Genomic DNA, 20,057 nt, shown 5'->3' on the forward strand with positions numbered 1-20,057 from the left:
AAAGATACGAAAAACTTTTATTTACAAGAGTTTAGATGAAAAAAAATATTTCCTAGCTTTCTTCCGCGATTTGGTCGCTTTCTTCGAAAATCGGATAGAGCGTTTTTAAGATCACCTCGGTCAGCTTCTTTTCGTTAAACGGCTTCACTAAAATACCGTCGAATTTCTCTTTCCGCTCTTGTTCTAGTAGCTTAACCTGTTCATTATCAGAAGAAGTGGCGATTACTTTGACCTGTTTGGTTTTCGCATTCTGGCGAATGTTCACCAACAGCTCATCGCCGGTCATGAGGGGCATATTAATATCAGTGACCACCACATCAATGGTTTTCTCCTCCAATATCTGTAGGGCTTCAATTCCATTCGTAGCGGTATAAACCTGCTCGTGTAACATGAAAAATTGCTTCAAGTACAGCAGATTTAAGGCATTATCATCTACAATTAACCAGGCTAGGTTCTTAGGAAGGTCTTTTACCTTATGAATATTTAAGGTGTTCTTACGTCTAAACTTCGGACGCGGAATCGGAATCTCTACCGTAAAGGTGGTGCCTTGATTCTGTTTCGATTGAAAGTAGATCTTCCCTTTCAGGAGGCTGACAATATTTTTGGTAATGTATAAACCGAGGCCAACACCACCTTCCACCTTATTGGTTTTGTTTTCCGTAAAGTACTTCTTAAAGATGTTTTTCTTTAAATGCTCCGGAATACCATTGCCCTCATCTGATATTTTAATAATCAGATTGCTTTGGTTATTCACAAAAATCTTCGCCGTCACAGTTCCCTGCGCCGAGTATTTGATGGCATTACTGATCAGGTTGCTGATAATCTGACGCACCTTTAATTCATCGGTATAAAGGATGGTCGGTTTATCGGTATCCAATACATAATGCAATTGGATGTTCTTTAGATTTGCTTGATTCCTATAATTATCGATAATTTCCAAAAGCATATCGTGGTAATCAAAATGCTGCGATTCTACAGCATCGTGTTTATCGATTTTACTCAGGTTTAAGATATCGTTGATGGTTTTGGAAGTGGATGTTAAATTCGAATAGGCCGTTTCCAAGAGAATAACATCCTTTGCCTGATACAGGTCATTGCGGCTCTTCAGCAAATCCACAATCCCTATCAGGGAGTTGATTGGTGTTCGAATTTCATGGGTAATTTCCGCCAGAATATCTGTTTTCTGTTCCGCCAGTTTCGAGGCATACATTTTTTCATCCATCAGCATCTGCTCATAGTAATTGGTGAAAAATTGATAGTATACCAAAATACAAATCACAATAAACACAAAGGTGAGGGAAATAATAATCTGCCATTTAAAGGTGTCGGTATTGGCGATCAGGGTACTCAGCTCCCGATCCGACTTATCCCGCTGAAACTTTAATCGTTGATCGTGGATATAGCGAATCAGCTGGTTGGTGGTATGCAGCAAAGTGAAATTATCCGCCAGTAAAGAGCGTTCATTCATCCTTAGCTCAGCCAGCACCTCTTTCAACTCATCCAGTTTTTCCTGCGCCCGTCGATTAGACTCCTGCAGCATTTTGGAATAGTCCGCATGAATCTCCGTTTGGGTATTTCTGCTAATATCAAAATCCTGAAAACTGATGGTATCCAGTTTAGATTGGAAAATACGTTTTAATAGCGGTTTTCTTTTTAGGACAATTTTGCCATCCTGCATGGTCTTATTAATGGTCTCTCTGCTTTGGTTACTGGGCAAGTTAAAAAGACTATTGTTTAGGGACTCTTGATGGAAGTTATTCAGGCTGCTCGAGGTCACCAACATCGAGTCTATTTTTTCCATTAACTCGTGATAGCGGGGCAACAAATTGGCATAACTGATGGAGTCATTGCTGTTTTTGTTATCGATGATTTCCTCAATTTCACGCACCTTTCGCAGGGAGTCCACGGAGTTTTTTAGGTCGGTTAATTGCGCCTTGTAGCTAATGTAATCAGTTGAATCATAGCTTATTGAGAACTTACGGAAGGAGTTTTCTGCATCATTGAACTTGGTAAGTAAAACGATAAAGCTTGTTTGGTCGGTATTGATGGTGCTGTAGATCTTTTCAATCCGGTTCTGTATCGATTTATATTGAATAAAGGAACTGATAAAAAAGATCAGGAAGGCTACAAAAAGCACAATAGTAGAGACCAACAAAATATTGCGGATGGTTTTATTTCGTTTGGTTCTTTCTGTGGTTTGTTCGCTTTTTTCTAGCATTTCAATATTAACCCAAAGTTATGACGGCATAATATTACGAAAAAATATCTTTATATCTGGTCAGATTTAAAGGAATTGTAGACTCTTGGCTTCACAATTTTGATACTTTGCTTGGAAAGCGCAATGCTCGCATTTAACTCATAACCAATGATCAAGATCAAAGCATTCATGTACATCCAAATCATCACGACAATGAGGGTTCCAATGGATCCATACAATTTATTGTAGGCTCCGAAATTGTTGATGTAGAAGGTGAAAAGGGAAAAGGAAAGCATAGCCAATAGGGTTGCTAAGCTGGCCCCCGGGGTAAAAAGTTTCCAACGTCGGGAAGAGGTAGGGCCGAATTTATATATCAGACTGACCGTAAAAAAGTAAATGGAAAACAGAATAATCCATTGTGCAGTTTTGATGAGGAAGGACCAAAACCACGACAGATCATAATCGATATGCGTTTTTAAATAATTAATCAGCACGTTAGACCCCGTATAGAGAAAAATGCCGATGGCTAAAGCCAATACAATGGAAAAAGAAAGCAACAAAGCTACAAAGCGTCGCTGAAACCAAGTGCGGGATTCTTTCGCTAAGGACGACTTGTTAAAGGTCATCATCAAAGTCGTCATTCCATTGGTTGCGAAAAAGGTACATAATATAAAACCCACGGAAAGCAAACCGCCATTCTGCCGGATAATAATATCCTTCAGCGTGTTTTCCAATACTTCATAGGCATTATTGGGTAGGGCAAGTTGAATTAAATCCATCAATTGCTCCTGAAAATTTGCTACCGGAATATAAGGGATGAGGGTAAAGAGAAAGATAATCCCCGGAAAAATAGCCAACATAAAATTGTAGGCTAGGGAAGAGGCTTTATTTAAAATAGACTCACGCGCAATTTCCTGAAAAAAGAACAACAATACCGTGTACAAAGGCAATTTGCCAAAGCCCGGTAGGGTAGCACTCTTCGACCATTCAATTAATTGATCATAAGGTTTGAGATGAAGAAGTGTTTGATGTACTTTTTTCATTATTCTCCAAAATATGGAGCCATTTTATCCTGAAATACCTGTGGAGGTTTGCATGGTCTATTTTTCTCCATGTCAACAAATACTAATTGGGTAGATCCTCTGTTCAATAATTCGCCCGCCTCGTTAAACAGCTCGTATTCAAATTTAATTCTTATCCCTGGCTTTTCCCGAATATACACCATTATTGTTACTAAATCATCATACTTGGCCGCTTTAATAAACTGGCAGTGCAAGTCGATCACAGGCATCATCACACCCATTTCTTCCAGTTCCTTGTAGGAGAAACCCGTGCTGCGCAACATTTCTGTACGCGCAACTTCGTAATAGGCCGCATAATTACCGTAATATACGTAGCCCATCTTGTCGGTCTCAGCATAGCGAACCCGAACCTGATGTTGAAAAGAAAACATACTTATTTTTTAATGTTTCGTTCGTCCAGTGCCTTTTGGAACTTGCGGGCGTTGATCTGATGATCGGCCACATTCGTCGCAAAATTATGATAACCCGAGAAGTCGTCCTTCGCACACATGTAGATGTAATCGTGCTTCTTATAATTTAAAACAGCATCTATGGAGGCAATACTCGGCATCATAATAGGTCCCGGGGGCAAGCCTTTAAAACGATAGGTATTATAAGGATTATCAATCGTCAGGTGTCTGTTCAACACACGACGGATCGTAAAATCATTGTTGGCGAAAATTACCGTAGGATCGGCTTGCAACAGCATTCCTTTTTGCAAACGGTTAAGGTATAAGCCTGCAATTTCAGGCATTTCATCCACATGTAAGGCTTCTCCCTTTACAATAGATGCCAATACGCTCACTTCCTTAGGGCTTAAATTCAAGGCAGCAGCCTTGGCTTTGCGGTCTTCATTCCAAAACTTATCATACTCTTTGGAAAAGCGATCGATAATTTCTTTGGGTTGGGTGTTCCAGTAAATTTCATAGGTATTCGGAATAAACATCGAAAAGAAATTATCCGAATTAAAGCCATAGTCTTCCGCAACCTGCGGGTTATTCAATAAACCTAGGAAAGTTGCTGAATCGGCCTCAAAGTTGCGACCTAACAGGCCGGCAAAATCAGTTTTTAGACGCAGGTTCTGAAAACGAAAAGAAACCGCATCCTGATATCCACCACGCATATTGCCGATAAAACGACGGTTGTTTAAATCTTTGGAAAGCTTATAGCGCCCTGGCTTAATGTTCGCCGGCAATTCCATCAGCTTCGCAGCATAGCCAAAAAGCTCCGGGTTCTTTACAATCCCTTCATCTTCTATACGCTTCAACACGGAAGCATAATCTTCCCCGCTATGCACATAGAAATAATCTTCATCACTGGCAATGCTTGGCGCCATAAAGGCTTGATAGGCGAACCAGGCTGCCGTTAATCCCAAGACAATAATCAGGGCCAATATGACCTTTAAAACCGTGTTTTTCTTTTTATAATCCGCCATATTTTTATTGTTGTGGGGTTGTTGTCGGTGTTGCAGGACTGCTGCTTGGCATGGCCATCGTAACGTGGATAGCACTACCAATCGATATCACATGCGAGGAGGTGTCTGGACTTTGGCTAACGATGCGCGCATTTAAACTATCACGTGAACCGTCGGAGAAAGATACAGAACCCAAGGTCAGCCCTAAACCGGCTAAGGCAAATTTCGCCTCATTCAACTGGAATCCCACTAAATTCGGAATCTCCACCTCATCATTGCCACGGCCGTTTCCTAAAATCAAGCTGATGCGCGAACCCTTCGGTACCATCCGCCCTGCTTGTAGGGCTTGCCCGGCAAACTTCACGTCTAACACGACATCCCGCGCAATATCGTTGATATAGGTCGTATCGGAAATTTTTAACGAGTGGTTCTTTAATATAGCAGAAGCTTCAATGTAGGTTTTGTCAATAATTTCTGGGAAGGCAATCTCCGGTGCCGATTGCGTAATAATCGTCAGGTAAACTGTTCTTCCACTTTTTACGTGTGATTTTGGATCCGGGTCTTGATCGATTACTAAACCCGGTTTGGCATCCATTTGATAGATTGAGTCAATCTCATATTCTAAGCCGGCTTTGTCCAATACCTTTAGGGCTTCGCTGATGTGCAGGCCTTTGAGCACCGGAACCTCTTGCGAGTCGCCATGTTTGGTGTACACTTTTAAGCCAAAGTAAACGACGATAAAGAGCACGACAATAAAGATTAAGGCAGCTATTAAGTTTTTCCTAAACGCACTTGTCCTTAAGTATAAAAAGAATTTCGACATCAATCTGTTGCTTTAAATGTTTTCCTATATCAATATTAATTCCAGTTTTTCGGAATCTTGCCGATACAGGCAATATTTAAGGCAAAAATATTCGTTTTATTAACTATATTTTTGCACATATAATATGCATTTATTTTCTTTAAATGCAAGGTTTTAGTCTTGTTGTTTTACCCTTATGAGCTCTAATTTGGGTGTATGTTTTGCTAGCAAACATTGATAATAGAATAGTTAAGCAATTTTTGAAAAGCAATAAACCATGAGAAATGAAGTGGTTTGTAAACATGAAGTATGAATATGCCCAAAATGTGTCAAAAGAATATAAAAGAACTTTTGTATTAAATAAAGCCCCATTTGTAAATAAAAGGGCATTATAAATGACATGGCAAATATAATAAAGGAATAGGAAAAAGAGCTAAAGAATATTGTTCGAATTTGTATTCAAAGTTGGACACAATTGAGTTTGATGCTCAAAGACGTGTTTTTTGTTAAAAGAGTATTAAACCTACCTATTAATGATTGGTTGCAATGGAAAAGGAATAAGATAAAGTTGTCTTTTTTCCAATGCTAGGAAGAGAAATTTAAAATAATCTATGATTTTTTTAACGATAATGAAATCATAAAATACGCCATGCCAACTTTACTTAATCAAGCTTGATTAAGTTTCCCAATAAAAAAACAGTAAAATATCTAAACTAACTTAAAGCACTAATTAAGATTTCAAATTTATTTGAAATCACATGGAAGGCTATACTCAAAAGCAAGCTGCATATTTTCTTCCTTGATGGTTCTTTGATGCCTTCCAAAAAAATAAATAATAACACTTTGTAAAACGTATTAAACCTCCTATTTTAGTTTTTTACTAAACCAAATTATTAATCAGAATGAAAATTATAAAACTAAGCAGTCTATTATTGATTTTATTCGCTTTCTCTTGTGCTAAGGAAGGTGAGGTAGGGCCAGAAGGTAAGAAAGGAGAAAAAGGAGAAAAAGGAGAAAATGGAATAAATGGAGAAAAAGGGGTAAATGGAAGTACTATTTTAAGTGGTTTTTCAAAACCTACTCTTGAAATTGGGAATATCGGAGATTTTTTTATAAATCTTACAAACATGGATTTTTATGGCCCAAAATCTTCTACAGGGTGGGGAAATTCAATTTCTTTAAAAGGAACAAATCAAAATCAATTTAATAAAAGTTACGTTTATGAAATGTTAAAGTCTGGATGGCAAAGAGTTAATAATAAAGTTTATAGTTTTAATTTGGATATTTCAGAATTGAACAATAAAATATTCCAAGATGGCCATGTTGGGATATCTATTTCTTTTGAAAATGAAAAAAAATATGAAATAATTCCATCAGTATTTCAATCTGTGAGTTACAGTGCCAACTATTCAATAGGAAGTATTACTATATATGCCGAAAAAATAGGCGATGTTAATTTGGCAATTCCTGAGGTTGCTTATCTTAAGGTTGTTTTGATTGATGCTGAAAGTGGGATATGATTTTTTATTAACTAATATATTATGAAAATAACAACTTATTTATTAGCACTTTCTTTTTTTGTGTGTGTATTTATTCTAACATCTTGTTCAAAAAATGACCAATTAAAAAATGACTCTATTGTTGGCTCTTATTCATTAGAAAAGGTCGGAGTGGTTGAAAATGGTAAATTTGTCCAAATGAATAGTGATGTCAAAGCAGAATTAACTTTATTATCAGATAACTCTTTTAGGATAACTTATACTTCAGAAGGACAGAGCACTGTTGAAATAGGTACTTATAATCCTTCAACTAAATCAATTACACCAAAAGATGAAGAGCCTACCTATTATTATTTCGATAATGGATATCTTGTGTTAGTAATGGAGGTTAATGGTAATTCGCTCAATGTGGGTTATTTTAAGAAAAAGTAGTTTTTAACCACCATTTAAGGTGGCTTTTTATTTTTCTATGAAATTCTTTAATAAATGTTAATTAATATCATATTTAAAAATATTCGTTTTTCCTCGTATCTCAAATTATATTTGTTCCCAGATTAGTTATTATGAAAACAAAAGTTGCTTTAGTACAAGGAGGCTATACTGGCGAAGCGGAAGTTTCGTTCAAGAGTGCAGCCTTCGTATATGCTCAAATCGATAAGGAAAAATATGATGTTTTCCCGGTTACCATCTCGGTAGACCAATGGTACCACCAAGACCAACAAGGAAACCAATACCCTATCTCGAAAGAAGACTTTTCCTTTCAACGTGAAGGGGAGAAGATCAGCTTTGATGTGGCCTTTATTATTATACATGGTGTACCGGGAGAAGATGGCCGTTTGCAGGGCTATTTCGATATGATTGGCCTGCCATACACGTCATGCTCGGCCTTGACATCAGCCTTGACCATGAACAAAGGCTATACGAAAGCTGTTATTCAAGACATTCCAAACCTGCATGTAGCACAGTCTGTTTTGTTGTTCAACGAGCACCGCCCAGAGGCTGTCGACTTAGTAACCGCCAAATTAAGCCTGCCTATTTTTGTGAAACCCAATGCCGGTGGAAGTAGTATCGGCATGAGTAAAGTAACCGACTGGACGGCCCTAAAGCAGGCCTTAGATAATGCCTATGATGCAGAAAATACAGGGCAGCAAGTATTGGTGGAAGAGTTTGTAACAGGACGCGAGTTTTCCCAAGGTATTTACCGCGATACCAAAGGCGAATTGCAGGTGCTACCAGCAACAGAAGTGCGCACAACACGTGAGTTCTTCGACTATGAAGCCAAATATACACCCGGATTAACCGAAGAAATTACCCCCGCCGACTTAAATGAGTCGCAGAAAGCAAATGCCGATGCCTTGATTAAGGAGATTTATATCCGCTTAAACTGTAAAGGTATGGTGCGCATTGACTTCTTCATCGAAAATAATACAGATAAGTTCTACTTTATTGAAATTAATACAGTGCCCGGCCAAACGGCACAATCCTTTATTCCGCAGCAAGTGCGTGCTGCCGGAAAAACCGAAACTGAGTTTTATGGGGAGTTGATAGAAGCTGCTTTGCAGGGTTAGGTAATTGTAAGGGCGGTTTTCTTTCACAATTTGTCATCCGTGCTGTCATCGTTTTGTCATGGTGAGCGGAGTCGAACCACGAACGACTGGTACGTCAATGCAATCAGTTATAAGTACAGCGCTTGTTAACAATGTATTGTTTTTGCATAACATTGCTAATGAGGTGTTTATGTGTGGTGGTTTGTACTGACGTACCAGTCGTTCGACTCCGCTCACGATGACAACACGATGACAACACGTCTCCCACTCACCCCTTTCTCACCCCTTTCTCACCCGTATCACTCCCCTTTCAAACCCCTTTGCAATGGGCTATAAAAGGGAAGTAATCCGCTTCATCAAAAGCGTTCCAAAAAAACATATCAAAACATCATCCTACTGAATCAGCTGATTAAATAGCAGCTTAAAGGTGCCATGGGTTTGCGCTCTAAAGCTAATATCATTACCAAAACAGATCAGTTTTCCTTTTCCTACTGGTGCTTCAAAGGCGAGTACGCCTTGGTGCAGGTAAGGTTCGCCCCAGGACCAGCCGCTTTTTAGGGGTTCTTCGTCGCCGAACCACAGCAGGGGTTTTATTGCTTTGTCTTGAATTTTAAAGAGGTTGGAATTGCTATAATAGACGTCGATCTTTTCGCCGTAGCCCCAGGTGCTGCTGGAATTGTTGGCTACATGGGCCGTTAACACGGATCCCGGGGTGTAAAATTGCTCGCGAGTGAGAGGTTTGTTTTGTTTATCGACTAGTGCATCGCTAATGCCGAGGTCGAAGTGCATGGCCAGGTTGCTGCTATTGCCAATACAGATTAGGCGGCCACCATGATCCATAAAATCACGCAGGGCAGGAATCGATTTATCCACACTCAGCTGGCCCCATTTTGTTTGGTGTTCCGCGGGGATGTTAGTCGGCATCGCTTGGTTACGTGCGGAGGATCGGCTTATATTGCCACCGTGGATCAGGATAACATCGTATTTCGCATGTAAGTTTCCGGCGTCATTTTCGGGAACAAAGAGCAGTTCTGCCGGATATTGGTATTGTTCCATGAGGAACCTGAGCCAACCGGAGCTCATGCTGCCGCCATAGCTGTCCCACAGCCCAATCCGTAAGGGTTTCACGGGCTTGGCCTCCTTCGGAAGCTTCGCGATGGCTTTGCTTGGCAGGCGAAGTTGCAGGTCGGGTTGGTTCTTGATGTAAAAGTTGCCGTTTTGCTGATCGCGCCAAACGGGCTGTCCGGCTTTTAGCAGGCTATTTACTGTTTTATAAGCATCATTTAGCTGCGGCGAAAGGACGATATAGTTTGATTTTGCTGCTTTTTGAACCGCCGGTGTAATAAACTCTCCTAAGGTCAATGCCTCAAAAGGACCATTGATGTCGTCTAAAAATCGGTCGAAGCGTACGTCCATCAGGTAGGCTAAAGTCCATCCTGCGGCGTCGTACGGCGGAATTGGTGGGCCTCCTGGGTATTCGAAATCATCCGGGTGATCTTGCGGTTCAAACATATCCAGGATATGTGGGCGGAAGGCTTGCGCCGTTTTTACAATATAGCTGCCTTTGGGGTAGGATTTTTGACCCACTTGAAACGCCTCGGTAGCTTGTAGCACCTGAATGCCATTGCCGATGAGGGCATTCAGAAACTTGATGGCCGTAGGGAAGTCGGGCTGATCTGCCGAAATAACATATGCGCGCGCGTCGCGCAGCTCTTTTTTGCCGAAGTAATGCTCGATATAGCTGGCATTTGGAAAGCGCTCTTGTTGATTGACTGCTTTATTGGCTTGAATAGCGGAGTCGATCAAGGCCACCTTGCTTGGCGATAAGGACCAATGATCTTGGCTTCCCTTTTCAATGGAGTTTCTACCCATGCGGTAAATGTTGAACAAGAGTTCATCGCGATAGCGGGCTGCATAGCCCAAAACGGCATAGTTTAAGGAGATGGAGTAATCGATCGACTGTTTGAAATGCCAACGCTGGGGCAATACCGGATTTTGGGTATTGCTGGACGGAATTAAGCGGTTGGTCACCAAAGGGATGTCATAAGGGGTAGGGTTGCCAATAATTTCGGTAAGCAAACCAATCATATTGTGGAAATAGGTGGTTGTACGCAATCCACCGTTATACCAGGTTGAAAAAACAGAACCTCCTTTAGCCGTATAGCCGGGTTTGTTTTCGGCATTCAAACGGGATGACATGGCGGCTCCGAGGGCATCGATACCCGACATCAGCAAGGGGTCGAAAACATAGTTGAAGGGATCGCGGTAAGGCGCGCCGGCCACCACTGCACCGGCAGGGGCCGTTTGATGGTGATTGTACATAATCTGGGGAATCCAGTCGATAAAAAGCTGCCGCGCCATGTTCTGGCTTTCCTTCAAATTAAGCATGAAGAAGTCGCGGTTATTATCGTGTCCAGCATATTTTTGGTAGAGTACCGGCAAGAGGCTGCTGCTTCTTTTTTCAGGGCTTGCCTCGCGCATATACCAGTTGGTCACCAGGTCCTGCCCATCAGGGTTGGCATGCACCAACAACACAATACATTCGTCTAATATTTTTTGGGTTTCCTGATCTTGCGAGGAGGCTAAGAGGTAGGCCATTTGAATTAATTGATGCATCCCCACCACCTCGGTTGAATGCAGACCACCATCAATCCATACCACGCTTTTCCCTTCTTGGGCTAAGGCTTTGGCTGCTGCGGGTTGCATTTCGGCACGTGCCAACTGCTGCGAAATGGCTTGGTAGCGATCGAGCTTGGCAAGGTTGGCCGGCGAACTGATGATTAGCATACATTGCTCGCGCCCCTCTTCGGTTTTGCCGATGACCTTATAGTTAACCCGATCGGACTGTTGGCTCAGGGTTTTAAAATAACTTTCGGTTTGTTGAAAATTGGCGAGTTGATAATCGTCGCCAATATCGAATCCAAAGTGCGCCTTTGGGCTTTTGATTTGCTGGGCCGACAATTGGGTGCATAACAGGCTGCATAAACAGACCCAGGCAAAGAAAAAGGTTGCAGATTTCATAATTATTGGTTATTATGTAGTTCATAAAGATAAGTAAACCTAGCACAATCCGGCAGGCTGCAGCCGGAATAGTAAGAAACGTATTCTTTTTTTTACAGGAGTCTTTTCCCCGGAATGAATTTTTCTGGATTCTTGTATTTTTGTATATTTGATTAGATGAAATTAGGTAAAATATGATTTTAGTTGCAGATAGCGGTTCATCACGATCGGACTGGATGTTGCATCTTCCAGATAGCAAGCCCCTTCAGTTCCGTACCAAAGGCCTAAATCCATTTTTTGTTAACGAGAAAGAGATCGCCACGGTGTTAAACCAAGTGCCCGAAATTATTCCGTACCTGAACGAGGTGCATGAGGTTTATTTCTTCGGGGCAGGTTGTACCACCCCTGACAGGCGTGAATTGGTGTCGAATGCATTGAGCGAAATATTCCCGGGCTCCTTTATCTCGGTGGAAAGTGACCTGGTGGGCTCTGCATACGCGACCTTCGGTACAAAAAAAGGACTGATTTCTAACATTGGAACCGGCTCGGATGTGGGTTTTTATAATGGCGAGATCTTGGAAGGTGGCGTGCATGGCATTGGTTATGTGCTGGGTGATGAAGGCTCGGGTGCCTGGTTTGGCAAACAGTTGATTACGGCCTATTTGTATGAAGAGATGCCACGTGATCTGGCCCGAAAATTTAAAGAGGTGCACCCCATTACCAAGGATATCATTATTAAAAACGTATACCAACGCGATCGGCCGAATGCCTATCTAGCTTCCTTTGCAGAGTTTATGGCAGCTAACCGTTCGCACCCTTATATCGATAATCTACTACGCAATGGTTTCGACGAATTCGTAAGAACCAATATTATGACTTACCCTGATTTTTGGGAGTATGAATGCAATTTTGTAGGCAGTATTGCCTATCATTTTGACCTGCACCTCAGAGAGGTATGCAATTTGCATGGGGTAAGGATAGGAAAAATATTAAAAAGCCCTATTGAGGAGGTGTTTCACTTCATCGTAAATAGGGAATTGAACGTTCAATTAAATTAAAAAATATGTATTTATTTATGATTATGCTCTATTCCATGCTGTCGACCCAGCAGCCCTCCGTATACGATTATTCGTTTAAGAGCATTGACGGCAAAGAAGTTTCATTAGCTGATTTTAAAGGCAAGCAGTTGTTGTTGATCAATACGGCATCCAAATGCGGCTTTACAAAGCAGTATAAGGAATTGCAGGAACTGCATGAACAATATGGCGATAAATTGGTGGTGATCGGTTTTCCATCGGATAATTTCGGCGGACAAGAATTTGACGCTAACGATAAGATCCAAGAGTTCTGTGAGCAGAATTTTGGGGTGACCTTTATGCTATCGGAGAAAGTGAATGTAAAAGGGGATAAAATCAATCCTTTGTTCAAATACTTAACCACGGCAGAAAATGCGGATTTTACCGGCGATATCAAATGGAATTTTGAGAAATTCCTGATCAATAAAGATGGGAAATTAGTACATCGTTATCGTTCGAAGGTTACGCCTTTAGATGAGTCGATTACTTCGCAGATTTAACAAAAGACATTAAGAAAAGAAAAATCCCCAAAGTTCTGCTTTGGGTTTTTTTTTATGCGGATGGTTTTTTCGGTAAATCGAAATAACAACGTCGACAGCGTGGTTCGTAGCTTTCTTTTTCGCCAATCAGCACGCGCGCTTCATTATCGGCCAAGCGGTACGAGTAGGTGGCAGGTGCCCCGCATTGTACACAAACGGCATGAACCTTGGAAACGTGCTCGGCCATGGCCATTAAATGGGGGATAGGGCCGAAGGGCTTGCCTTGGAAATCCATGTCTAAGCCAGCGACAATTACGCGGATGCCTCGGTTGGCCAAGGTATTGCATACCGCCGGCAGCTCCTCATCGAAGAACTGGGCCTCATCAATACCCACCACTTTGGTGTCGGCATTCAACAAAAGGATGGCCGATGAGTGGGAAACCGGTGTTGAAGGAATCGCATTGCTATCGTGCGATACCACTTCCTTTTCGCCATAGCGTATATCGATGGCGGGTTTAAAGATCTCGACCGGCAGCTTGGCAAAGGTTGCCCGCTTAAGCCGACGGATGAGTTCTTCCGTTTTCCCGGAAAACATAGATCCACAGATAACCTCGATGCTGCCAACGCGCTCTTGTCTATCGTGAAAATTATGTTCTGAAAATAACATCATTTTTACTCGTTTTTATACTAAAGCGGCTTAAAATTCAGTTATAGTTAAGTATGAAAATCTTAAGCCTTAATGGATGCGAATATCGAAATTTAATCTTATTTTTGGTTTAAGGATTATAAATTAAAACCTGAACCGGGTATGTATCAGTGCTTTTAATTTCAAACATTAACAACAGAATTCCTCAACATTTTTAGATTAAAGCGATTTATTAATATGGCCTATTCACAACAAGATATTTACGGTAAAGTTGGCGATTTATTACTAGAGATTAACGAACAATACGCTGCCTTGAATAAAGACAGCCTGGGTGCAAATAAAACAGACGTATTGCTCCTGGCAGCACAAGCGAAATACCTGGCAGCACATTTGGATGTGTTGGCAAGCCTGCAACCTGCGGAAGCAGCGCCTGTAGAAAAGGCGGCCGCCCTTGCGGTTGCGCAAGAAGAGATCTTTACGCCGGCAGTAGATATTAAAGCGCAGGAGGCCGATAGCCAACCTGTTGTGGATGAGATTCAAGAAGTTCCGGCGGATGAGCAAACCGAAGAAACCGAAGTGGCAGCACCTGAGCAGGCTGAAGAGGCCGTGCCAGAGCAGCATAGCAACGAGATTAAGTTCGAAGGATTTGGACAAGCTGATGATTCTGTAACAACAAACGAACCGGACCAGGAAGAGGCTGCCACGGTAGAAAATCTGGAAGAGGAAGTGGAAGAAGAGGAAGAGCCGGTGGAAGAAATTCAAGAAGTAACGCCTGAGCGTGAAGAATATAAACATACGGCCGCATCTGACTATACCTCTGTGGAAACCGAAACAGCAAAAGAAGAACCGGTAGCAGAAAAGCCTGCAGCGACGCCTGCGGCACCAACACAAAATGAGCCCGTGGTGAATGAAGTGGTGATCGAGGAAAAACAAGTATCGATTCCGGAAGAGCGCCAAGAGCCTAGCCTGAACGATTTGGCGAAGCAAGCCGAGGATCGTCCGGCACGTCCTTTAACCCTTAACGAATTGATTCAGCAACAGAAGAAAGCCGGTTTAACTAACGTGAACCAGTTTCAAACTTCCGGAAAACCCAGTGAAACTGTAGTTGATCTGAAAACGGCCGTAAGCTTAAACGATAAGTTGTTGTTTATTAAAGATCTATTCAATGGCTATAGCCTGGCCTATAGTGAAGCCATCGAATTGTTGAACCGCTTCGATAACTTCGCTGAAGCCGATGCTTTCCTGCAATCAAACTACGCCTTGAAAAATAATTGGGCCACAAAACCTCAAACAGTAGATAAGCTGTATGCGGTGCTGCGGAAGAAGTATAATTAGATTTGAGATATGAGATGTGAGATGTGAGAGTGTGGGGTTTGAGAGCTTGGGGTTTGAGAGCTTGGGGTTTGAGAGCTTTGTACTGCGTTGTGGCCAGAGTTGTCATGGTGAGCTGTCATGGTGAGCGGAGTCGAACCACGAACCATTGGTACGTCAGTACAACGAACATATTAAAAACTGCTGATGATCAATAGATTAATCAATAAAAAAATAAGCGAGTTAGAATTACTAACTCGCTTATTTTTTATTATATAAGTTTCATTTTAGCTGAAAAAGCATTGACGTACCAATGGTTCGTGGTTCGTGGTTCGACTCCGCTCACCATGACAGCTTACCATGACAATACGGGCCAAGACGCAGTACAAAGCTTACAAAGCCACACTCTCATATCTCACATCTCAAATCTAACTCCAATTCCTTTATCCAATATCAAACTTAACCCAATATTCTCCTTCATGTCCAAAAATAAAATACTTAGACTGAATTATCTCCGCAAGGATTTCAATGTCTTGTAAATAGTCTTTGCGGTCTTGGGCGAAGTTCGCTTTTTGAATGATAAAGATCTTATTGTTCTTCACAGCTTTGCAGTTGGCAAATGTTTCCTGCAGTTGGGCTGGCAGGGTACTGAGGTAGCTGTTTGTTTCATCGATAAAAATCAACAGCTCGACATCGTCTAGGGCAACGGCATATTCGTTATGCTGGGCACCGGCAACCAACAACAGTTCCTGCAGATAATCGCCGGGAAGGGAAGCCCCTAAGGGAATCACTTGGGTAACCGGGCGGCTTTCCTGCGGAATAAACTTAAGCTTATGAAGGATGATATGGATTTCTTCATCTAAGATTTCGTAGGCTTCTGGATTGTGTTGCTGCAAGTCTTCGGCAATTGCACTGTAATATGTTAAGTCGAGCATCTCTCTGTTCATTTGTTGCAAAGGTAGGGAAGCTGGGCAAAAGAACCTAATTCCTGCGGGAAGATTGCCTAATATTTTGTAATATTGAACTGGAAAAACAAGAAAGATCATATGTTCGATAAACTATTTCAAGCCCAACAGAAGGCACAAGAGATTAAGGAAAGGTTAGACCATATTTCAGTTTCTGGGGAGGCTGAAGGCGGAAAAATTAGGGTTATCGCTTCGGCAAATAAAGAAATTAAAGAAGTGAATATCGATCCTGATTTCTTAAAAGATGCCGATAAAGAAGAATTGGAAGAGCTCTTGATAGTGGCTTTAAATAAAGCCATTGCCCAAGCAGAAAGCATCAGTCAAACCGAGATGGCAGCAGCCTCACAAGATATGCTGAGCGGTTTGGGAGGATTAGGAAACCTATTCGGAAATAAATAAACCAGCATGATGAAAATGACCTATTACGGGCAATCCTGCGTCTTGTTCGATTTCGATGGAACGCGCGTGTTGCTAGATCCTTTCGTGACCTATAACCCTTTAGCTAGCGCTATTAAGGTAGCCGATATCAAAGCGGATTATATATTTTTATCGCATGGGCATCAAGATCATGTGGCCGATATGTTAACTATTCAGCAACAAAGCCAAGCTACAGTAGCTACTATTGTGGAGACTGCAGGTTGGGTGCGAAAGCAAGGGGTGCCAGATGATAAAGTAATTGAATTTAACCTCGGTGGAACACTTCAGCTACCTTTCGGGAAAGTAAAGATGGTGTATGCCATGCATACCAACAGTACGCCAGATGGTAACTACGGAGGATTTCCGGTAGGCTATGTGTTTTTTATCGGCGATAAGACCATCTATTTTGCCGGCGATACAGCCTTAACTATGGAGATGAAGTTGTTAGCACGTTTTAACTTGGATTATGCCTTATTGCCTATCGGTGGCCATTATACCATGGATGCAGAGGATGCGGTTTTGGCTGCTGACTTTATAAATTGTAAGGAGATTATTGGAATCCATTACGATTCATTCCCACCGATTACAATTGATAAAGCGGAAACTAAAGTCTTGTTTCAAGCGGCAGGCTTAAACCTGCAGTTACCAGCGATTGCTGAAACAATTTCACTATAGGCGAAAAAACGCTAAAAAAAAAGCCGTAGAATTTGTTCTACGGCTTTTTTATGTGCAGGTTGCGGGTTAGGCAACGCTTTGTGATCTATTGATGTGGAATTGTACTAAGTCGTCAATAGGGGAGCGTAAGATCTTTCCTACTTTCATACCATATTGAGCGGCTTTATCTTCCAATACGTTTCTAAAGTTATAGCCTACAGATCCGATACAGTTGAAGGTATAAGACTGGTAATCTGGGTATTTGCTCACTAGGTTTGCAAAGAAGGCCTCAAATGCGTCGTCAACAATTTTACGGGTATAGTGAATATTCACGTTATTGTCGTAGACAAATTTGCTGAAGCTTGCGCAGAAACGGTTTGCTAAAGGTTTAGTGTACACGTTATCCATGATTTCATCTGGGGATAGCTTGTAGGTTTCGTAAAACACGTCGGCTACATCTTTCGGCATTAAGCCACGGATGAAATCAGTTAATAATTTCTTGCCAATATAGCTTCCACTACCTTCATCACCTAAGATATAAGCGGCAGAATCAATATTGTGGGTAATTTCCTTACCGTCGTAAATACAAGAGTTTGTTCCTGTACCAAGGATGGCTGCAAAGCCTGGCTCGTTACCTAATAAGGCGCGTGCTGCTGCTAATAGGTCATGGCCAACTTCTACTTTTGCTGTTGGGAATACAACCTGAATAGCTTCCTCTACAATTTTCGCTTTCTCTTCGTTATGAACGCCTGCACCATAATAATTTACCTCCGTAATCTTTTCGAATGGAATATCGGATGGTAATCCTTTCTTAAGGGATGCTACAATGTAATCGCTATCTACAAAGTATGGATTGTATCCTTCGGTGTTAAAGTAGATTTTTTTATTTGAATCATCTAACAAACACCAGTTTGTCTTTGTAGATCCTCCATCTGCAATTATGATCATTAGTATTTAATTTAATTTAAAGTAACTTGTTTGTTCGTTTTACAATGGTATGTGTTGTATTAATCCCCAAAATAAGGGATTTATCATTAAAAATAAGAATTTTTATTTGATATATTCAAGGAAACGCAATCGTTTTGGCAAGGGATTTCAAGGAAAACCCTCGTAATTTATTGATTACGAGGGTTTTGTGTATTGTAAATTATTTGTAATACTTAGTGTATTTTGTACAATTAGGGAGCTCTTAGTGCGCGCTTTCAGCCTCTACTTCATCCATGTTGATGCCTTGTTTGGTTAAAAATCCACGAACAAGAACGGCAAATAAAATGATGTATATGAAACCGATTACAGGTACGATGTAAGAGTTGTGGATACCTATGATATCTGATAGTTTTCCTTGGATAGGAGGGATGATACCACCACCTAAGATCATCATTACTAAGAATGCGGACCCTTGTTCGGTATATTTTCCTAAACCTACAATCGATAAACTGAAGATAGATCCCCACATGATAGAACAAGCTAAACCACCGGCAAGGAATGCGTAAATGGCGACTGTTCCTGTACTCAGTAGGCCTAAGATCATGGCTACTAATCCGAACGTTCCGAAGATAATTAAGGTGCGCACAGGCTTGTCTTTACTGATAAAGAACGCGAAAATTTGTACTGCAACACATAAGATGTAGTAATACAATACCGACATATCGAATCCTGCTAAGGTGTTTACCCCGATGATAATCGAGAAGGCAATAACCGGAACGATGATCAATAGGATCTGTTTTCTGGACGAGGTGAAGTTGAAGGCGGAAATAGCGCCTGCCCAACGACCGATCATCATACCGCCCCAATACATGGAAACATAAGGGGTAATTTGTGAAGACTGCAGGTTTCCGAACTCATCTAAGGTCATTAACTCGCCAAGGTTAGATCCAATTGCTACCTCAATGCCGACGTATACAAATAGGGCTAGCATCCCCAATACCAATTGTGGGTACTTCATCGCTCCCCAGCCTTCTGGATTCTTCTGCGCACGGTTATAGGCAAATAGCAAACCACCTACCACAACAATAAGGGCGCCTATTAACCAGAACATGCGTTGCAGCTCTAATCCGTGGCTTAATTCCTTCATTTGAGCTATTAATCCGGCGTCTGCACTCTGCTTAATCTGCTCCTGAAGAGAAGCGACCTGTAGGGCAACATCCGATTTGTAGCTGGTAAATACCGGTACAAAAGCACACAATAAAAGGATGGTGATAATGATAAGGGTGGTTCTTGCCTTGTTGGCAGGTTCCATTTGCTCGTGGTTATAGCCGGCAGGAACCTTCTTCGAAAAGTTGAAGAGTGCAGCTGCTAGTATAAAAAGGAGTCCTACACCTATATATAGGTATACTACTTTATTTAAAGGTAACTGCGCAATCTCGGAGTCTGAAACGGTTTCAAATGTACCAAATAAGGCGTATCCAATAATCAAGGGGCCGATGGTGGTTCCTAGTGAGTTTACAGCTCCACCAAGATTGACACGGGAGGCTCCGGTTTTAGGATCGCCTAAGATTACAGCAAAAGGATTTGCGGCTGTTTGTTGCAAAGAGAATCCTAAAGCAACAATAAATAAACCGATCAGCATGCCTACATACAGGTTAACTTCTACCGCCACAATCATGGAGGCAGCACCTAAAGCGGAAAAAAGAAGACCATAGACTATACTCTTCTTGTAGCCCCACTGGCCCACTAGATCCTTGCCAGATAAGGTTCCGAAGATAAAGAGCAATAAAGCGCCAATGTAATAAGCTGAATAGAACGCAAAGTCGATTAACTGCGATTGAAATTGGTCCAAATGGAAATAGTTTTTACAGAACGGGATAAAGACAGAGTTCCCGGCAGCAATAAAACCCCAAAAGAAAAATACCACAATGAGGGTATAGAGAGCGGGGTAGTTTGTTTTAGTTTCTGTGTTTGATGGAAGGTTACTCATAAAATATATTGAACTATTTAGCGTTAAAGTCTTACAAATAAAGAATTTTTTTTTGATTTTTCTAGTTTGACG

Annotated in this window: 18 protein-coding genes; 8 read left to right on the plus strand and 10 right to left on the minus strand. The window is 41.4% G+C overall.

Translation table 11 applies throughout. The annotated features are described in order from the left end of the window. Positions 1–52 precede the first annotated feature (52 nt). From GQF63_RS04725 to GQF63_RS04745, 5 genes are read right to left on the minus strand one after another with little or no spacing between them, the layout of a single operon-like run. Complete coding sequence (locus GQF63_RS04725; protein WP_160367964.1) at positions 53–2,218, minus strand: ATP-binding protein; 2,166 nt, start codon at positions 2,216–2,218, stop codon at positions 53–55. A gap of 50 nt (positions 2,219–2,268) precedes the next feature. Continuing rightward, entirely contained in the window at positions 2,269–3,240 is a 972-nt protein-coding gene (locus GQF63_RS04730; protein WP_160367965.1) for a YihY/virulence factor BrkB family protein, read from the minus strand. Further along, entirely contained in the window at positions 3,240–3,650 is a 411-nt protein-coding gene (locus GQF63_RS04735) for an acyl-CoA thioesterase (RefSeq protein ID WP_160367966.1), read from the minus strand. Before GQF63_RS04735 ends, GQF63_RS04730 begins: the two co-directional genes overlap by 1 nt. 2 nt (positions 3,651–3,652) lie before the next feature. After that, on the minus strand, positions 3,653–4,693 hold the full coding sequence (gene mltG, locus GQF63_RS04740) for an endolytic transglycosylase MltG (RefSeq protein WP_160367967.1): 1,041 nt from the start codon (positions 4,691–4,693) through the stop codon (positions 3,653–3,655). A gap of 4 nt (positions 4,694–4,697) precedes the next feature. After that, positions 4,698–5,495 carry a PASTA domain-containing protein gene (locus GQF63_RS04745; protein WP_160367968.1) on the minus strand — a complete coding sequence of 266 codons (798 nt, stop codon included), beginning with the start codon at positions 5,493–5,495 and terminating at the stop codon, positions 4,698–4,700. A gap of 881 nt (positions 5,496–6,376) precedes the next feature. Between GQF63_RS04745 and GQF63_RS04750 the strand changes: the two genes are divergently transcribed. The 3 genes from GQF63_RS04750 (at position 6,377) to GQF63_RS04760 (ending at position 8,541) form a co-directional block, all read left to right on the plus strand. Next, on the plus strand, positions 6,377–6,994 hold the full coding sequence (locus GQF63_RS04750) for a hypothetical protein (RefSeq protein WP_160367969.1): 618 nt from the start codon (positions 6,377–6,379) through the stop codon (positions 6,992–6,994). A gap of 21 nt (positions 6,995–7,015) precedes the next feature. Beyond that, a complete protein-coding gene (locus GQF63_RS04755) occupies positions 7,016–7,405 on the plus strand; it encodes a copper resistance protein NlpE (RefSeq protein ID WP_160367970.1) in 390 nt (129 codons plus the stop codon). A gap of 131 nt (positions 7,406–7,536) precedes the next feature. Then, entirely contained in the window at positions 7,537–8,541 is a 1,005-nt protein-coding gene (locus tag GQF63_RS04760; protein WP_160367971.1) for a D-alanine--D-alanine ligase, read from the plus strand. A gap of 372 nt (positions 8,542–8,913) precedes the next feature. Here the strand turns inward: GQF63_RS04760 and GQF63_RS04765 are convergent, their stop codons facing one another. Next, positions 8,914–11,541, minus strand: coding sequence for a M14 family metallopeptidase (locus tag GQF63_RS04765; RefSeq protein ID WP_160367972.1), 2,628 nt, complete (start codon positions 11,539–11,541; stop codon positions 8,914–8,916). Between the two features lie 173 nt (positions 11,542–11,714). On the opposite strand from GQF63_RS04765, the gene GQF63_RS04770 reads away from it, so the two are divergent. Both GQF63_RS04770 and GQF63_RS04775 read left to right on the plus strand, forming a co-directional pair. Next, positions 11,715–12,578 (plus strand): N-acetylglucosamine kinase, encoded by an 864-nt coding sequence (locus GQF63_RS04770; protein WP_160367973.1) that lies wholly within the window; start codon positions 11,715–11,717, stop codon positions 12,576–12,578. A gap of 5 nt (positions 12,579–12,583) precedes the next feature. Next, a complete protein-coding gene (locus tag GQF63_RS04775) occupies positions 12,584–13,096 on the plus strand; it encodes a glutathione peroxidase (RefSeq protein ID WP_246163314.1) in 513 nt (170 codons plus the stop codon). A 52-nt stretch (positions 13,097–13,148) separates the two neighbouring features. Here GQF63_RS04775 and GQF63_RS04780 read toward each other — a convergent pair whose 3' ends face one another. Then, positions 13,149–13,742, minus strand: coding sequence for a thymidine kinase (locus tag GQF63_RS04780; RefSeq protein ID WP_160368312.1), 594 nt, complete (start codon positions 13,740–13,742; stop codon positions 13,149–13,151). A gap of 216 nt (positions 13,743–13,958) precedes the next feature. Here GQF63_RS04780 and GQF63_RS04785 point away from each other — a divergent pair, with 216 nt between their 5' ends. Further along, a complete protein-coding gene (locus GQF63_RS04785) occupies positions 13,959–15,056 on the plus strand; it encodes a hypothetical protein (protein ID WP_160367974.1) in 1,098 nt (365 codons plus the stop codon). A 419-nt stretch (positions 15,057–15,475) separates the two neighbouring features. On the opposite strand, the gene GQF63_RS04790 is transcribed toward GQF63_RS04785, so the two are convergent. After that, positions 15,476–15,979 (minus strand): hypothetical protein, encoded by a 504-nt coding sequence (locus GQF63_RS04790; RefSeq protein ID WP_160367975.1) that lies wholly within the window; start codon positions 15,977–15,979, stop codon positions 15,476–15,478. Positions 15,980–16,078: 99 nt separating this feature from the next. Here GQF63_RS04790 and GQF63_RS04795 point away from each other — a divergent pair, with 99 nt between their 5' ends. Then, positions 16,079–16,396, plus strand: a complete 318-nt coding sequence (locus tag GQF63_RS04795) for a YbaB/EbfC family nucleoid-associated protein (protein ID WP_160367976.1) — start codon at positions 16,079–16,081, stop codon at positions 16,394–16,396. Between the two features lie 6 nt (positions 16,397–16,402). Next, entirely contained in the window at positions 16,403–17,089 is a 687-nt protein-coding gene (locus GQF63_RS04800; RefSeq protein ID WP_246163315.1) for a metal-dependent hydrolase, read from the plus strand. Between the two features lie 66 nt (positions 17,090–17,155). Here GQF63_RS04800 and GQF63_RS04805 read toward each other — a convergent pair whose 3' ends face one another. Together GQF63_RS04805 and GQF63_RS04810 are read right to left on the minus strand one after the other, a co-directional pair. Further along, positions 17,156–18,016 (minus strand): N-acetylglucosamine kinase, encoded by an 861-nt coding sequence (locus GQF63_RS04805; RefSeq protein WP_160367977.1) that lies wholly within the window; start codon positions 18,014–18,016, stop codon positions 17,156–17,158. A 241-nt stretch (positions 18,017–18,257) separates the two neighbouring features. Next, positions 18,258–19,985, minus strand: coding sequence for an MFS transporter (locus tag GQF63_RS04810; protein ID WP_160367978.1), 1,728 nt, complete (start codon positions 19,983–19,985; stop codon positions 18,258–18,260). Between the last annotated feature and the right edge of the window lie 72 nt (positions 19,986–20,057).

Source organism: Sphingobacterium humi, from assembly GCF_009768885.1.
Taxonomy (GTDB): Bacteria; Bacteroidota; Bacteroidia; order Sphingobacteriales; family Sphingobacteriaceae; genus Sphingobacterium; species Sphingobacterium humi.